11 protein-coding genes are annotated in these 15,426 nt (G+C 50.4%); 9 read left to right on the top strand and 2 right to left on the bottom strand.

All coding sequences use genetic code 11. The features are described 5' to 3' along the window. Window positions 1-198 precede the first annotated feature (198 nt). Together glyQ and glyS are read left to right on the top strand one after the other, a co-directional pair. Window positions 199-1,080: a glycine--tRNA ligase subunit alpha gene (gene glyQ / locus C8J48_RS10230; RefSeq protein WP_425430456.1), complete on the top strand. Its 882-nt coding sequence runs from the start codon at window positions 199-201 to the stop codon at window positions 1,078-1,080. After that, window positions 1,073-3,163 (top strand): glycine--tRNA ligase subunit beta, encoded by a 2,091-nt coding sequence (glyS, locus tag C8J48_RS10225; protein WP_107726482.1) that lies wholly within the window; start codon window positions 1,073-1,075, stop codon window positions 3,161-3,163. The genes glyQ and glyS overlap by 8 nt, the downstream gene beginning before the upstream one ends. A 227-nt stretch (window positions 3,164-3,390) precedes the next feature. Here glyS and C8J48_RS10220 read toward each other — a convergent pair whose 3' ends face one another. Beyond that, window positions 3,391-4,314: a hypothetical protein gene (locus C8J48_RS10220; RefSeq protein WP_107726480.1), complete on the bottom strand. Its 924-nt coding sequence runs from the start codon at window positions 4,312-4,314 to the stop codon at window positions 3,391-3,393. A 286-nt stretch (window positions 4,315-4,600) separates the two neighbouring features. On the opposite strand from C8J48_RS10220, the gene ccpN reads away from it, so the two are divergent. The 7 genes from ccpN to trhO all read left to right on the top strand — a co-directional run bounded on the left by ccpN (window position 4,601) and on the right by trhO (window position 14,590). Continuing rightward, entirely contained in the window at window positions 4,601-5,254 is a 654-nt protein-coding gene (gene ccpN / locus C8J48_RS10215) for a transcriptional regulator CcpN (protein WP_107726478.1), read from the top strand. A 21-nt stretch (window positions 5,255-5,275) separates the two neighbouring features. Then, a complete protein-coding gene (locus C8J48_RS10210; RefSeq protein ID WP_107726476.1) occupies window positions 5,276-6,103 on the top strand; it encodes a pyruvate, water dikinase regulatory protein in 828 nt (275 codons plus the stop codon). Continuing rightward, a complete protein-coding gene (ppdK, locus tag C8J48_RS10205; RefSeq protein ID WP_107726474.1) occupies window positions 6,100-8,748 on the top strand; it encodes a pyruvate, phosphate dikinase in 2,649 nt (882 codons plus the stop codon). Before C8J48_RS10210 ends, ppdK begins: the two co-directional genes overlap by 4 nt. Before the next feature lie 397 nt (window positions 8,749-9,145). Continuing rightward, the gene (gene dnaG, locus C8J48_RS10200) at window positions 9,146-10,975 is read left to right on the top strand and encodes a DNA primase (protein WP_107726472.1); all 1,830 of its coding nucleotides are present in this window, start codon (window positions 9,146-9,148) and stop codon (window positions 10,973-10,975) included. Between the two features lie 127 nt (window positions 10,976-11,102). Continuing rightward, the gene (gene rpoD, locus C8J48_RS10195) at window positions 11,103-12,221 is read left to right on the top strand and encodes an RNA polymerase sigma factor RpoD (protein ID WP_107726470.1); all 1,119 of its coding nucleotides are present in this window, start codon (window positions 11,103-11,105) and stop codon (window positions 12,219-12,221) included. A 257-nt stretch (window positions 12,222-12,478) separates the two neighbouring features. Continuing rightward, window positions 12,479-13,609 (top strand): acyl-CoA dehydrogenase family protein, encoded by a 1,131-nt coding sequence (locus tag C8J48_RS10190; RefSeq protein WP_107727694.1) that lies wholly within the window; start codon window positions 12,479-12,481, stop codon window positions 13,607-13,609. A gap of 87 nt (window positions 13,610-13,696) precedes the next feature. Continuing rightward, window positions 13,697-14,590: an oxygen-dependent tRNA uridine(34) hydroxylase TrhO gene (gene trhO / locus C8J48_RS10185; RefSeq protein WP_107727693.1), complete on the top strand. Its 894-nt coding sequence runs from the start codon at window positions 13,697-13,699 to the stop codon at window positions 14,588-14,590. 53 nt (window positions 14,591-14,643) lie between these two features. Here trhO and C8J48_RS10180 read toward each other — a convergent pair whose 3' ends face one another. Continuing rightward, on the bottom strand, window positions 14,644-15,243 hold the full coding sequence (locus C8J48_RS10180) for a nitroreductase family protein (RefSeq protein WP_107726468.1): 600 nt from the start codon (window positions 15,241-15,243) through the stop codon (window positions 14,644-14,646). Between the last annotated feature and the right edge of the window lie 183 nt (window positions 15,244-15,426).

Genomic DNA, 15,426 nt, shown 5'->3' with positions numbered 1-15,426 from the left:
GAGCCGGGAATGGTGCAAGCCCGGACACAAATCCGGTGAAGGGCGGTCTGGAGCGCTTGTCCAATGAAGGGGATTCGGTGAGTTACCGGGTCAATTAGGGTGGAACCGCGGGAAACCTCCCGTCCCTATGAAAGCGATCGCTTTCGTAAGGAGATGGAAGAGGTTTTTTTATTTGCCTGAAGGTGGGGGAGATTGAAGATGCAATCAATTATTTTAAAATTGCAGGCGTATTGGAGTGCCAGGGGATGTGTATTGGCCCAACCCTATGATGTAGAAAAAGGGGCTGGTACCATGAATCCGATGACTTTTTTGCGTACATTGGGACCGGAACCGTGGAATACAGCCTATGTGGAACCTTCCCGCCGCCCGGCTGACGGCCGTTATGGTGAAAACCCTAATCGGGTGTATCAACACCATCAATTTCAAGTGATTATGAAGCCGTCACCGGACGATATTCAAGAAGTATATCTCAACAGCTTAAAAGAGTTGGGGATCGACCCTCTGGAACATGATATTCGCTTTGTTGAAGACAACTGGGAAAATCCGGCCATGGGAGCTGCCGGTTTAGGTTGGGAAGTATGGTTGGACGGAATGGAGATTACCCAGTTTACCTATTTTCAACAGATCGGCGGCCTGGAAGCCGACCCGGTCTCAGTAGAGATCACCTACGGGTTGGAGCGTTTGGCTTCCTATATCCAGGATAAAGAAAATATCTACAATCTCTCCTGGGTGCATGGAGTGAAGTACGGCGATATTTTTAAACAGCCGGAATATGAGCATTCCAAGTATTCCTTTGAGGTTTCCGATAGTGCCAAACTGTTTCGTTGGTTTGACGAATATGAGGAAGAGGCCAACCGGGCATTAGAAGAAAATCTGGTGTTTCCCGCTTATGATTATATTTTGAAGTGCTCGCACACGTTTAACTTGTTGGATGCTCGCGGCGCCATCAGCGTCACCGAACGGACCGGTTATCTGGCACGGGTGCGGGCATTGGCTCGCCGCTGTGCCAAAACCTATGTGGCGGAACGGGAACGCCTCGGCTTTCCGCTGATGAAAGAGGGAGGGAACGCCCATGTCTGAACGGGATTGGCTATTGGAAATCGGATGCGAGGAGATTCCCGCCCGTTTTGTTGAAGGCGGATTGAAACAATTGCGGGAGAAGACAGTCACTTGGCTCAAAGAAAAGCGGATCGCCCACGGTGAAGTAAACGCCTATGCCACTCCCCGCCGCTTCACCTTGTTGATCAAGGGAGTGGCCGCAAAACAAGAAGATATCGCTGCGGAAGTGCGCGGACCCGCCAAAAGAATCGCCATGGACGAAGACGGCTTCTGGACCAAGGCGGCACAGGGGTTTGCGCGGAAGCAGGGCGTAGATGTGACCGGCCTCGCCTTAAAAGAGTATAAAGGGGAGACTTATGTCTTCGCTTTAAAGCATGAAGAGGGAAAAGAGACCGACAGCTTGCTGCAAGAAGAGTTGCCCACAGTGCTGAACAGTATCCATTTTCCAAAAGCGATGCGCTGGGGTAGTGGCCGCACCCGTTTTATCCGCCCGGTTCGCTGGTTGGTCTGCCTGTGGGGAGAAGAAGTGGTGCCCGTATCCTGGGCAGGTGTAACCGCCGGACGTCAAACCCGGGGGCATCGTTTTCTCGGTGCTGCTGTTGATTTGGATCATCCGGCTTCCTATGTAGAAACGCTGCGCCAACAACATGTGATGGTCGACGCAATGGAACGGCAAGCCTTGATCCGCTCCCAGCTTGAACAATTGGAGCAGCAGCACGGCTGGACGATCCCGGTGGATCCCGATCTGTTGGACGAGGTTACCTATTTGGTGGAAACGCCTACTGCTTTGTTCGGTCGCTATGATGAGGCTTATTTAAGCTTACCCCCAGCCGTCTTAATTACGACCATGCGAGAGCATCAGCGTTATTTTCCGGTGGAAGGGGCAGACGGAAAGCTGTTGCCCTATTTTGTAACCGTGCGCAATGGTGATGACCATGCCCTTGTCACAGTGGCGAAAGGAAATGAAAAGGTGCTCTCCGCCCGTCTAGCCGATGCCCGCTTCTTCTATGAAGAAGATCAAAAGCTGCCGATTGCGACTGCGGTGGCGAAGTTGGACCAAGTGGTTTATTACGAAGAGTTGGGTACCATCGGGGACCAGGTCCGCCGCATCCGTGCAGGGGTGCAGGAAATGGCCGCACGGTTGCAGCTTTCTGAGGCCGAAGTAGCGCAATTGGCGCGGGCGGCAGAGATATGCAAATTTGATCTATCGACGCAGATGGTGTATGAATTTCCCGAGTTGAGCGGCTTAATGGGGCGAGATTACGCTGTAAAAGCGGGGGAAGACCAGCAGGTGGCGGATGCGATCGAGGAGTATCACTATCCGCGCTTTGCCGGTGATCGTCTGCCGACGGGAACCATCGGCACCCTCATCAGCATCGCCGATAAGATGGATGCGGTGGTCTCCGCCTTTGCTATCGGCATTCAACCCACCGGTTCCCAAGATCCATACGGCTTACGCCGTCGCGCCGCAGGGGTGATACATATCTTGGCTGAACGGGGTTGGAGTCCATTGACCCTTTCGGCTTTGATCGATCTCACCTTGCAAAAGCTGACCGCAGACGGGTGGGTGAAACGCTCCGAAGAGGAAGTGCGGGCGGAATTGGAATCCTTTTTCCGTTTGCGGGTAAAAGCATTGCTACAAGAAGCAGAAATTCGCTACGATATTATTGATGCGGTGTTGGCGGCAGGTGTGGATCAACCGAAGTTGGTATTGGATAAAGCCCGTACGTTGGCTACCCGCGTCAATGCGGAGGAATTTAAAACCGTAGTAGAAGGATTTAGTCGCGCGGCCAATCTGGCAAAGCAAGGAACGGATGAGAGTACAGTGGACAGTGGTCGCTTTGAGACACCGGCGGAGCATGCCTTGTGGAATGCGATCCAAGAGACACGGGAAACCTTTGCCACCGCAGCGGCTGACCGAGACACAGAGCGCATGCTGGATGCGTTAAGTGAACTGGCTCCATCCATCCACACGTTCTTTGAAGATGTGCTGGTGATGGCGGAAGATGAGGCGGTGCGACGCAATCGTCTAGCCCTTCTGCGTGAAATTAACGACATCGTTGGTCGCTATGCCGCCTTTAATCAGTTGGTGTTTGCTTCTTGATGTCGTATAAAAAAAGACTGCTCCCAAACAGGGGGTAGTCTTTTTTTAAAAGCTATATTTAATGACATGACGGTGAATTTCAGTGATTCCTAATTGACTCAAAAGTTCAGAGGTATCACGGGCCATTTGAGCAAAACTTAAGGGACGGTTAATGTCATCAGTATGGCTAAGCCAGCGACCAACCCGTCGTTGGTTGCTGGCTTTTCACATCTTCGATAAGTGGTTTTCTATCGCATTTTCAAGCGCATCAACGGCTCCATCATTTCCTTCAATTTGTTGTTGCCGGTGGGAAGGATAACAGGGAGCTCCGGATGAAGAAGTTGTGCAAATGCCAACAGCTCCGGATATGCGCCTTCAGGAAAAGGGATATGGTGGGTTGCCGGAGTGTCTCCCCAACTGATGGCGAAGGAAAGGCGAGTGAGAGCGGTATGCTCTTTCAACTCCCGGTAAAAGTCGATCCATGTGCGGGTGGCATTGAGAACTTCTTTTTCCGTTGCCGCTGCAAACAGGCTACGGGAGCGGTGCATATAGGATAAAACGTGAGAGGTGATACGGGCATTGGCGCTATCAAAGCAGATACCCGTTCCTGTGGCCTCCGCGATCTGCAACAGATGGCGCGGGGTCCGTAAAGCGGGGTGAATCCAGTCCTGTCCCGGTTCAAAGTATTCTTGACCGCTCATGGGGGCATTTTCGATTAACAGTTTGATGTTTAAAGCTTGGGCCACGTTTTCTAACGTGTTCAATTGTTGGATGACAGTTTCTACATATTGTGTTTTGTAATCATGTAGACCGTTAAAATCGCGGGGCCGGGCATCCAGATAGTCAAACACCTCATTTAAAGTGACCGCCGCACCATGACAAATAAAATATCGATAAGGGCTATCGCCATATAATTCAGCAGCGGTTTCCAGCCAAAACTCCCAATCCTCCAGATTGAGGGGGACTTTTCCTAAAGCCATATTTTCCGGTGCCCGCAATGCAATCGGCTCTATCTGGCTAAAGCTGAGCAGATTGAACAGCTCATGGGTAGCAAATGAATGCCGGGTACTGGGCAATTGAAGTTCAACATACTGTAAACCCTGTTTGCCGACCAGGGATACCTGGTGAGGGTCCGCTTCTACTCGGGCAGCCAACGGGTTGGAAAACAACATAGGCCTTCCTCCAATCGATATGTTCCGTCCTCATTCTAAAGAGAATTTTGTCCGTTGACAATGAACTGCGCCAAAGTTATTCCATGAATCGATAAAAGGTACAAAAATGCTTGCTTAAAAGGATAGTGGAATATAGTATATACTATATAGTATTTACTATCCTAAAGTATGTCATATTTAAAAGTCGGTTTTATAATTCGAACGAAGGGGGGATTTTGAAGCGAAGTGCCTTTGCTGTGCCACTCAAAATCCCACCTACTACAATGAATCGGGCCATTTACGAAGATTGAGGAGGTGTCCGACAATCGAGCTAAGCCAGCGACAGGAAAAGATCTTGCAAATCGTAAAAGATGAGGGACCAATCACCGGCGAACAAATCGCGGAACGATTAAACTTAACCCGTGCTACTCTGCGTCCGGATCTGGCGATTTTGACGATGTCCGGATTTTTAGATGCTCGTCCACGAGTGGGGTATTTTTATTCCGGCAAATCGGGGAATCAACTACTGGGTGAACATCTGAGTAAGCTAATGGTGCGGGATTACAAATCGGTACCCGTCGTCTGTCAAGATGAGATGTCGGTGTACGATGCGATCTGCACCATGTTTTTAGAAGATGTAGGAACCTTGTTTGTGGTGAAGGAAGGTGGAATTCTCACCGGTGTTCTCTCCCGCAAGGATCTGTTAAAAAGCTCAATGGGAAATCAAGCGCTACAAAATATTCCGGTGGGTGTAGCGATGACCCGTATGCCTAACATTGTCACCTGTGGTTTAGAGGAAACATTATTGACAGCTGCTACGAAGCTGATCCGTAACCAAGTGGACGCCTTGCCAGTCGTCAAAGAGCCGGAAAAAGGTGATGGCTTGGAGGTTGTAGGACGAATCACAAAAACCACCATTACAAAAGTATTTGTAGAGATGGGTCAGGGTACTTCAGTCTAAACTGTCAGGGAGGGATCAACGATTACTACTGCGTCCGATCAACCAGTTATTTTCATTTTGTCCGATTCCGTGGGGGAGACGGCGGAATTTGTCATCCGCGCCGCCTCTAGTCAGTTTAACGGCGGTCAGGCGGATATCCGCCGCATCCCTTATGTGGATGATAAAAAAACGATAGCGGAAATGGTACAGGCGGCCGCTGAGGTAAACGGCATGATCGCATTTACCATGGTGGTGAGCGAACTGTACCAATTTCTCCTTGATGAAGCAAATCGCAAAGGGGTTCCGGTGGTGGATATTATGGGACCGATGATAGAGGGTCTCTCCGCGCTGTATGGCCGGGAACCAAAACGGGAGCCGGGTTTGGTTCGCCGCTTGGATGATGAATATTTTCGTAAAGTGGAAGCGATTGAATTTGCGGTGAAATACGACGATGGCCGCGATCCGCGCGGGCTGTTACGGGCGGATGTGGTTTTAATCGGTGTTTCCCGCACCTCAAAAACGCCTTTATCCATGTATCTGGCCCATAAGCGTCTTAAGGTGGCCAATGTCCCGCTCGTGCCCGAAGTGGAACCGGCAGAGGAATTATTTATGGTACCGGCGGAAAAATGTATTGGGTTGACGATCAATCCCGATCAATTAAACGGAATTCGGCGGGAGCGGTTAAAGTCTCTCGGACTTACTGCCAGGGCTAATTATGCCAATATGGAACGGATTTTGCAGGAGCTGGAGTACTCAGAAAAAGTGATGAAGCGGGTGGGGTGCCCCATTATCGACGTTTCCAATAAAGCGGTGGAAGAGACGGCCAACAGCATCCTCGATATGCTTCGTAAAGGAGGGAAGCACTTATGAGTGTGGCCACGATTATTCCCTTTGCTGAAGGTGGACAGGATTGGAAGCATTTGATGGGGGGGAAAGGAGCCAACCTGGCGGAGATGACCCGTGCCGGGTTGCCTGTCCCCCCTGGTTTTACAATTACGACTACGGCGTGTCTGCAATATTATGACGCGGAACGCACCTTAACGGATGAGCGTAAACAAGAGATCGCTCGTGCCTTATCCGAACTGGAGAAACACTCCGGTAAAAAGCTTGGCGATCCTGCCGCCCCTCTATTGGTATCCGTTCGCTCCGGTGCGGTTGTATCGATGCCGGGGATGATGGATACCGTACTCAATCTGGGTCTAAACGATCGCACCGTTGCGGGCTTGGCCACCCTTACCGGCGATGCTCGCTTTGCTTGGGATTGTTATCGGCGCTTTATCCAGATGTTTGGGGATGTGGTGTTGGAAATCCCCTCCTATCGATTTGAGCGGGTGATCGAACAGAAAAAAGAAGCGCGCGGAGTCGCTGCCGACCCCGATTTGACGGCAGATGATTGGATGGATGTGATTCAATCTTTTAAGCGAGTGGTAACGGAAGAGACAGGGGAATCGTTCCCACAGGATCCCGTCGATCAGCTGTACCGTGCGATTGTGGCGGTGTTCGATTCCTGGAACAACCAACGCGCTCGTATTTATCGCAATATTCATCGTATCGCGGATGATTTGGGTACCGCCGTCAATGTGCAGATGATGGTATTCGGCAATATGGGAGAAGACTCTGGCACTGGTGTCGCCTTTACACGCAATCCCTCCACTGGGGAAAAAGAGTTGTATGGGGAGTATTTGATCAATGCTCAGGGAGAAGATGTGGTAGCGGGGATTCGAACTCCTGAGCCGATTGCCCGCTTGGCCGACCGAATGCCACCCATCTATGATGCATTTGTTCAGATTACCCGACAGTTGGAAGCGCATTATCGCGATATGCAGGATATTGAGTTTACGGTGGAACAGGGAAAGCTCTACCTTCTCCAAACCCGCTCCGGCAAACGGACGGCTCATGCCGCCGTCAAAATCGCTGTCGATTTGGTGGAAGAAGGCGTCATCACTAAGGAAGAAGCCTTGATGCGGGTTGATCCCGATCAACTGGATCAAATTTTACACCGCCGCATCGATCCTGAAGCAAAACTGGATGTCTTGACCAAAGGGCTTCCCGCCTCCCCTGGAGCCGCTTCGGGACAAGTGGTGTTTGAGGCGGATACCGCAGAACGGTGGGCACAAACCGGGAAAAAAGTGATCTTGGTGCGGCCGGAAACGACGCCGGAAGATATTCACGGCATTGTAGCCGCGCAGGGGGTGTTGACTACCCGTGGCGGTATGACCAGTCACGCCGCTGTGGTCGCCCGCGGAATGGGAAAACCGTGTATCTGTGGTTGTGAAGACGCTATCATCGACCACAAGAAAAAAGAGCTTCGCATCGAGGGGCAGGTTTTAACGGAAGGGGATGAACTTTCGATTGAAGGTGGCAGCGGTCGCGTGATCCGCGGGCAAGTGCCGCTGATCGATCCCGAACTGTCCGAGGAGTTTAAGCGATTGTTGCAATGGACGGATGAGATCCGGACGTTGCGCGTACGTACCAATGCGGATAATCCCGCAGATGCGGCCAAAGCCCGTGAATTTGGGGCGGAGGGAGTGGGTCTGTGCCGGACGGAGCATATGTTTATGGATGCGGACAGGGTGCCGTTGGTTCGCTCCATGATTTTGGCGGAATCGGCAGAAGAACGACAACTGGCCCTTGAAGCGCTGTTGCCGTTACAGCGTGAGGATTTTTATGGAATCTTTCGGGCGATGGAGGGGTTGCCAGTCACCATCCGCCTGTTGGACCCCCCTTTGCACGAGTTTTTGCCCAACCTGGAAGAATTGCAGTTGGAAGTTGCCAAACTGCAGGTAATGGAAGGAATCGACCTGGGGGATTTACGAAAAAAAGAGATGCTACTGCGTCAGGTTCGTGCCTTACACGAATTTAATCCGATGTTGGGTCATCGCGGTTGCCGCCTAGGTTTAACCCATCCTGAGATTTATGCAATGCAGGTAGAAGCGATTTTTCAGGCGGCTGCTCAGGCGATCGAAGCAGGAATCATAGTGGAGCCGGAGATTATGATTCCACTGGTGGGACATATCAATGAATTAAAGGAAATGAGACGATTGGTGGAAGAGGTGGCAAGGGAGGTGCAGCGGCAAAGCGGCATTCCCATCCCTTTTACGGTGGGAACAATGATTGAGGTGCCCAGAGCCGCTCTAACCGCAGGAGAGATTGCAACCGCCGCCGACTTTTTCTCTTTTGGCACCAACGACTTAACGCAGACCACGTTTGGCTTTAGCCGTGATGACGCAGAGGGAAAGTTTTTGCATCAGTATCTGGACCGCAAGATTTTGCCTGAAAATCCGTTTATCACGCTGGACCACGACGGAGTGGGACGGCTCGTTTCTCTCGGAGTGGAGGAAGGGCGACGTGCCAAGCCGAGTCTAAAAACTGGTATCTGCGGGGAACATGGCGGTGAAAAGCACTCCATTCACTTTTGCCACCAAGCTGGGCTTGATTATGTCAGCTGCTCGCCATTTCGTGTGCCTCTTGCCCGCTTGGCAGCGGCCCAAGCCACCCTGCAGGAAAAAGAGTAGCAGCAAAAACAAATTGATGACAAACGACTGGAGTTTGAGACGGATAATCACCCCGACCGTCCTGCGACCAGTTTGTTAACATCCACATCTCCCACTCTCCAGTTTAGCAGGAGTGTGGGCCTCTTTTTGAAAAGGATTTTTTTCAAGTATCCGCGTATAATACAAGAGATGATGAATCGAAGACGCAACCGATTTTCTCACATGGAAACAGTGGCAGGGTTTTGGGGAATCGTGTAGAATAAAAGGATGTGTGGTTGAATATTTGCCGCATTCATCCAACTTTTCCCTGTGAAATCAAAGAAGGAAAAATGCAGGATTTTGACGAATCTCGGCGAATAGGTACGATTGTTACCCTGCCTGGGCAACGAAAAATGGATTTCTAGGAGGCGGTGATTTCATGCGGGGACGTATCCCTGACGAAGTCATCGACCGTATCCGGGAGCATCATGATATCGTCGATGTGGTCAGCCAGTCGGTACAGCTAAAAAAAAGCGGCCGCAACTACTTCGGTCTCTGTCCATTTCACTCTGAAAACACTCCCTCCTTTTCTGTCTCCCCGGATAAACAAATTTATTACTGTTTTGGCTGTGGGGCTGGTGGGAATGTCTTTAAGTTTGTCATGGAAATGGAGCAGTTTACCTTTATCGAGGCTGTCCGATATTTGGCGGAACAGGTGGGAATTGAACTGCCTCGTTGGGATGAAGGCGAGTCGGATCCAGAGGAGAAACGGCGGCAGCGGTTGCGGGAAGCGGTCGAGTTGGCCGCGCGCTTGTTTCACCATCTGTTGATGAATACCGAGCATGGAGAGGAGGCGAGGGACTATCTGACCCGCCGCGGGATCCAACGTTCCACAATGGAAGAATTCCAACTGGGATATGCCCCCGACTCTTATCGCTTCTTGCTGTCCTTTCTTAAACGGCGGGGATTTCAAGAGGAAGAATTGATCAATGCCGGTCTGATCGCCCAACGAGATACTTCCGCTAACGGCGTACTCTCTTATTATGATCGCTTTCGGGGGCGGGTGATGTTTCCCATCCACGACTCCCAGGGAAGGGTTATCGCTTTTGGGGGGCGGTTATTGGGAGAGGGGCGGCCCAAATATTTAAATAGCCCGGAGACGCCTTTGTTTCATAAAGGGAAATTTTTATTCAATCTGCACCGTGCCCGCAAATCGATTCGCAAGCAAAATCAAGCGGTGCTGTTTGAGGGTTATATGGATGTGATCGCAGCGTGGCAAGCTGGTGTGACACATGGTGTGGCCACCCTGGGTACGGCGCTGACGGATTCTCAGGCTCAGGTTATCCGTCGTAATGCGGAGACGGCGATTATCTGTTATGACTCTGACACCGCCGGACAACAGGCGGCGGACCGAGGGCTGGACGTGTTAAAAAATCGGGAATGTATCGTGAAGGTTGCTCAGATGCCTCATGGAATGGACCCCGACGATTATATTGGTCGCTTTGGGTCGCAAGCATTTATCGATAAGGTGCTGGCCCAGGCCCTTCCCTTTACCGCGTTTAAGCTGGAAACCCTCAAAAAAAATGTAGACCTAAAAGATGAAGATGAGCGGATGCAGTATCTGACTCAGGCCGTTGAAGTGGTGGCACAATTGCCCCGAGCGATTGAGCGTGATCACTATCTCCGCCGCTTATCCGAGGAGTTTGGCATCTCACTGGATGCCCTCAAACAGGAACAACGGAAAGCGGCGTCGAAAAAGAAGAGAGAATCGATGGGGGATAAAGGTCAGGGGAAGTGGAATAATGGATATCATGGCAGCAAACACATGGTCGCTTCCAACCGGTCGCGATCGTCCCTTGCGATTGCAGAGCGGCGGTTGTTAGCGATCTTGCTCCAATATCCCGAGTATGTGGGCAGGGCAATGGAAGGTCTTCAGGTTGACTTTCAGACGGAGGAGCACGAAGCGATCGCTGCATACCTTTATTCATACCACCGGTCAGGCAGCGACGGGGGGTTACACGCATTCATCCGCTTGGTTGACGATGACCAATTGACTTCGGTGATCACAGAGCTGGGTATGATGGATTTGCCCCAGGACCATTTGCAAGAAGAAGTGGATGGTTGCATCCGTCGCATTCGCCAATTAATGCGTGAACAGGAACTGTTGGCGCAAAAGCGGGAATCGGAAAAGGCGATCGATCCGATCGAGGCTGCACGGTTGGCACAAGAATCCATCCTCCGTCTGTACCGGGATCGAAACCATGACTGATTATCCATATTGTTTGATGATGTGCTGGCATTTGCCACAGCCGTCCCGATGCGATTGAATGGATGCATTTACGGGAACAGGTTTAAAAGAGGCTGAAGCAAAGGGCCAGGAAGGAGGGAACGCAACGTTGGCAAACGAACAGAATGTAGACATGGAGCAAGAACTGACACTGGAACAGGTGAAAGAGCAATTGGTGGATTTCGGGAAAAAACGCGGGATCCTCACATATAAAGAGATTATGGAAAAGATGTCTTCCTTTGACCAAGATCCTCAGCAGATGGATGAGTTTTTTGAAGCCTTAAATGAGCAGGGGATCGAAGTAATCAATGAGGAAGACGACAATATCGTCTTTTCCCAAAATGATAATTCCGATGGAGACGACTTGTTGGAGGATGACCTGAGCGTTCCTCCCGGCGTAAAGATCAATGACCCCGTTCGTATGTATCTAAAAGAGATCGGTCGGGTTCCACTGTTGTCTGCACAGGAAGAGGTGGAGTTGGCCACCCGGATCGAACAAGGCGATGAAGAAGCCAAGCGCCGTCTGGCTGAAGCCAACCTGCGTTTGGTCGTAAGCATTGCCAAACGGTATGTGGGCCGTGGCATGCTGTTTCTCGACCTGATCCAGGAAGGAAATATGGGTCTGATCAAAGCGGTAGAGAAATTTGACTACCGCAAAGGATTTAAGTTTAGCACCTACGCCACCTGGTGGATCCGTCAAGCGATTACACGGGCGATCGCCGATCAGGCGCGTACGATCCGCATCCCTGTGCACATGGTTGAAACGATCAACAAGTTGATTCGCGTATCCCGTCAACTATTACAGGAACTTGGGCGTGAACCTACGCCGGAAGAGATCGCGGAAGAAATGGGTCTCAGCCCGGAGAAAGTCCGGGAAATTATGAAAATTGCCCAGGAGCCAGTCTCTTTGGAAACACCGATCGGTGAAGAAGACGATTCCCATCTCGGCGACTTTATTCCGGACGATGACGCCCAGGCGCCGGCGGATGCAGCCGCTTATGAACTGTTGAAAGAACAGCTGAAAGATGTGTTGGATACGTTGTCCGACCGGGAAGAAAATGTTTTGCGGCTCCGGTTTGGGCTGGATGATGGTCGTACCCGCACACTGGAAGAAGTGGGCAAAGTATTTGGCGTCACCCGAGAACGGATTCGTCAGATCGAGGCGAAAGCATTGCGCAAGCTTCGTCATCCCAGCCGCAGCAAACGGTTGAAGGATTTCCTCGAATAACGAATAGACAACTTCATATGTTTTGGCAAAAGCACCGATCAAATGGGTGCTTTTATTTTTTGTTTTTCCTTGGTGCCTTTTTTCTGGTTTAATTTTATCCCTTTTCCGACCCCAATGCAAACCTCTTAAGCAGGCGGAGAGGTCGAAAAATAGGTGGATTCTAAAAATTCTTGCTGCAAATTCGTTTCTGCTCATATAATGGTGATGAAAGCGCTGCCATCATTGGGGGGTATGCAAAATACTCGGGGGTGGAGAAAATGGACTTTGCTCTAACGGAAGAACAACGGATGATACGGAAGTTGATGCGAGATTTTGCTGAAGGGGAAGTAGCGCCGGGGGCGGATGAACGGGATCGGACCAAGGAATTTCCGCGGGAGATCTTTCTCAAAATGGCCGACCTCGGTTTGATGGGGTTGCCTTTTCCGGAGGAGTTTGGCGGTGGTGGCGCAGATACCATCAGCTTCGCCATCGCGGTGGAGGAGTTGAGTCGGGTTTGTGCTTCTAGCGGTCTTACGTATTCCGCCCATATATCCTTAGGTTGTGCGCCGCTGTATTTGTTTGGTACCGAGGAGCAGAAAAAGATGTACTTGGTCCCGCTCTGTACAGGTCAAACCTTAGGTGCATTTGGCTTGACCGAACCCAATGCTGGCTCCGACGCCGGCGGTACAAAGACGACGGCGGTTCTAGAGGAAGGGGAGTGGGTGATCAATGGTTCCAAATGTTTTATCACCAATGCCAGCTATGCCGATTTTGTCGCTTTAACCGCGGTGACAGGGCCGGGCCCCGAGATTACTGCCTTCCTTGTTCCTACGGATAGTGCCGGGTTTCAAGTGATCGATCAATATCACAAAATGGGATTGCACAGTTCCAATACAACGGAGTTGGTGCTGGAAAACGTTCGCATTCCAAAAGGGAATGTCTTGGGTACGATTGGTCAAGGGTTGAAACAGTTTCTGATCACTTTGGACGGCGGACGGATCGGGATTGGGGCGATGGCCGTCGGAATTGCGCAGGGGGCTTATGAAGCGGCCCTTCGCTATGCAAAAGAGAGGGTTCAGTTTGGTCAGTCGTTGTCCAAATTTCAGGTGATCCAACATAAGCTGGCCGATATGGCGATGAATATTGAACTGGCGCGCACCATGGTACATAAAGCGGCGTGGTTGAAGGATCAGGGCAAGAAAATGACCAAGGAAGCTTCTATCTGTAAGTTGTTTGCGTCGGAGATGGCGATGAAGGTGTGCGACCAGGCTGTTCAGATTCACGGTGGGTATGGTTATATGCACGATTACAAGGTGGAGCGCTTTTTCCGTGATGCCAAGTTGACGGAGATTGGAGAAGGCACCTCCGAAATTCAACGACTGGTCATCGCCCGAGAGATTGGTTGTTGATACTTTTTTCGGTTTTCCTTCCGGGCGCGGTTTGGGTTACAATGGTGATAGTGGATGCCCTTTGTGTTGGAAGGAGAGAAACAACCGATGACCACTAAACCAACCTATCAGGTTTTGTTATATTATCAATATGTCCGGATTGAAGACCCGAATACCTTTGCTGCGGAACATTGGCAGCTTTGTCGAAAGCTGGATCTGAAGGGGCGAATCCTGGTGGCGCCTGAGGGAATCAACGGCACAGTGTCGGGAACTGTCGCACAAACGGAAGCTTATATGGCGCATATGCATCAGGATGAGCGTTTTGCGGATATGGTGTTTAAAGTGGATCCTCATGACGGCCACGCGTTTCCCAAGATAGCGGTAAAGCCAAAAAAAGAATTGGTAACGTTCCGGGTAGAAAAAGAGTTGGACCCCAATAAACGTTCCGGCAAACGGTTAAGTCCGCAGGAGTTTTTTGAGGCGATGCAGCGGGAGGATGTTATCATCGTCGACGGGCGCAATGACTATGAATATGATCTGGGCCATTTTCGTCATGCGATTCGTCCTGATGTGCGCTCATTCCGCGAGTTTCCTGATTGGATACGCGACCATCTGTCCTCCTATAAGGATAAAACGATCTTGACGTACTGTACCGGCGGTATCCGTTGTGAGAAATTGACTGCTTTTATGTTGGAGGAGGGCTTTCAAGACGTTGCCCAGCTGGAGGGTGGCATCGTCACCTATGGCCAGGACGAGCAAGTGCGCGGACGCGGCTTTGATGGAAAATGCTTTGTCTTTGATGAACGCCTATCTGTACCCATTAACCGCGAAGAAGAAGTGGTGGTGGGCACCTGTCACCATTGTGGTACAGCGACGGAAAACCTTCATAATTGTAACGATCCCCGTTGTCACCAGTTACATCTGTGTTGTAGCGATTGCCTAGAGCAGCATCAGGGATACTGTTCTCCCGCTTGCCGGGATCATCATGCCGCTGTCTCCTAAGCGTCAACAACGGCAAAAAACCTGACCCTTTAGGGGTCAGGTTTTTTGGTGTTTTACTTATACATTTTTAAGCGCTCTTCCAGCGGTTGGAAATCTTTATCCGTGGGCGGGGCGGTCGGCTTTCCAAAAGGCATCTGCGCCCGTAATTTCCATTCGGCGGGGATGTTCCACTCTTTTTTCACTTCATCGTCGATCAGTGGATTGTAGTGTTGCAAAGAAGCGCCGTATCCTTCCAGTTCAAGGGCGGTCCAAACGACAAATTGGAGCATACCGGAAGATTGTTCAGACCATACTGGGAAATTCTCTTTGTACAGTGCGAATTGTTCTTGCAAGCCTTGGATAACGGTTTGATCTTCAAAGAATAAGACGGTCCCATAACCGCTTTTAAACCCGTTCATTCTTTCTTCCGTTGAAGCAAAGTCCGCTTCCGGAACAATTTTGCGCAAGGTTTCGGTTGTGATGTTCCACAGTTTGTCGTGTTGTTCGCCGAGCAAGATAACCACTCGCGCACTTTGCGAATTAAAGGACGAAGGTGTATGGAGTACAGCCTCGCCTACGATTTCTTTAATTTTTTCATCGGAAGTGACCGCTTCTTTGCTTAGCCCATAAATGGTACGTCTCTTTTTGATATCTTGCAAAAACTGGTTGCTCATACTGATATCCTCCTTTGGGGTTGCTCTAAATTAATTTATCCAATTGTTGAGGTCAACATCTATTTTTAATGATAGTTAGTCAGTAACTTTTTTTCAAGTGCTATCTTTAATAAAGTTTATTTCCTGAATGGGAAGAAGGGAATGCTGCCAAATTGTACGAATAGAAGGGATAAGAATTCAGAT

The organism is Desmospora activa DSM 45169 (genome assembly GCF_003046315.1).
GTDB lineage: Bacteria > Bacillota > Bacilli > Thermoactinomycetales > DSM-45169 > Desmospora > Desmospora activa.
This window is presented reverse-complemented; position numbering and strand designations above follow the sequence as displayed.

Coding starts and splice junctions, on each gene's coding strand:
- glyQ (WP_425430456.1), top strand. CDS start 199: ATGCAATCAATTATTTTAAAATTGCAGGCGTATTGGAGTGCCAGGGGA.
- glyS (WP_107726482.1), top strand. CDS start 1,073: ATGTCTGAACGGGATTGGCTATTGGAAATCGGATGCGAGGAGATTCCC.
- C8J48_RS10220 (WP_107726480.1), bottom strand. CDS start 4,314: ATGTTGTTTTCCAACCCGTTGGCTGCCCGAGTAGAAGCGGACCCTCAC.
- ppdK (WP_107726474.1), top strand. CDS start 6,100: ATGAGTGTGGCCACGATTATTCCCTTTGCTGAAGGTGGACAGGATTGG.
- dnaG (WP_107726472.1), top strand. CDS start 9,146: ATGCGGGGACGTATCCCTGACGAAGTCATCGACCGTATCCGGGAGCAT.
- C8J48_RS10190 (WP_107727694.1), top strand. CDS start 12,479: ATGGACTTTGCTCTAACGGAAGAACAACGGATGATACGGAAGTTGATG.
- trhO (WP_107727693.1), top strand. CDS start 13,697: ATGACCACTAAACCAACCTATCAGGTTTTGTTATATTATCAATATGTC.
- C8J48_RS10180 (WP_107726468.1), bottom strand. CDS start 15,243: ATGAGCAACCAGTTTTTGCAAGATATCAAAAAGAGACGTACCATTTAT.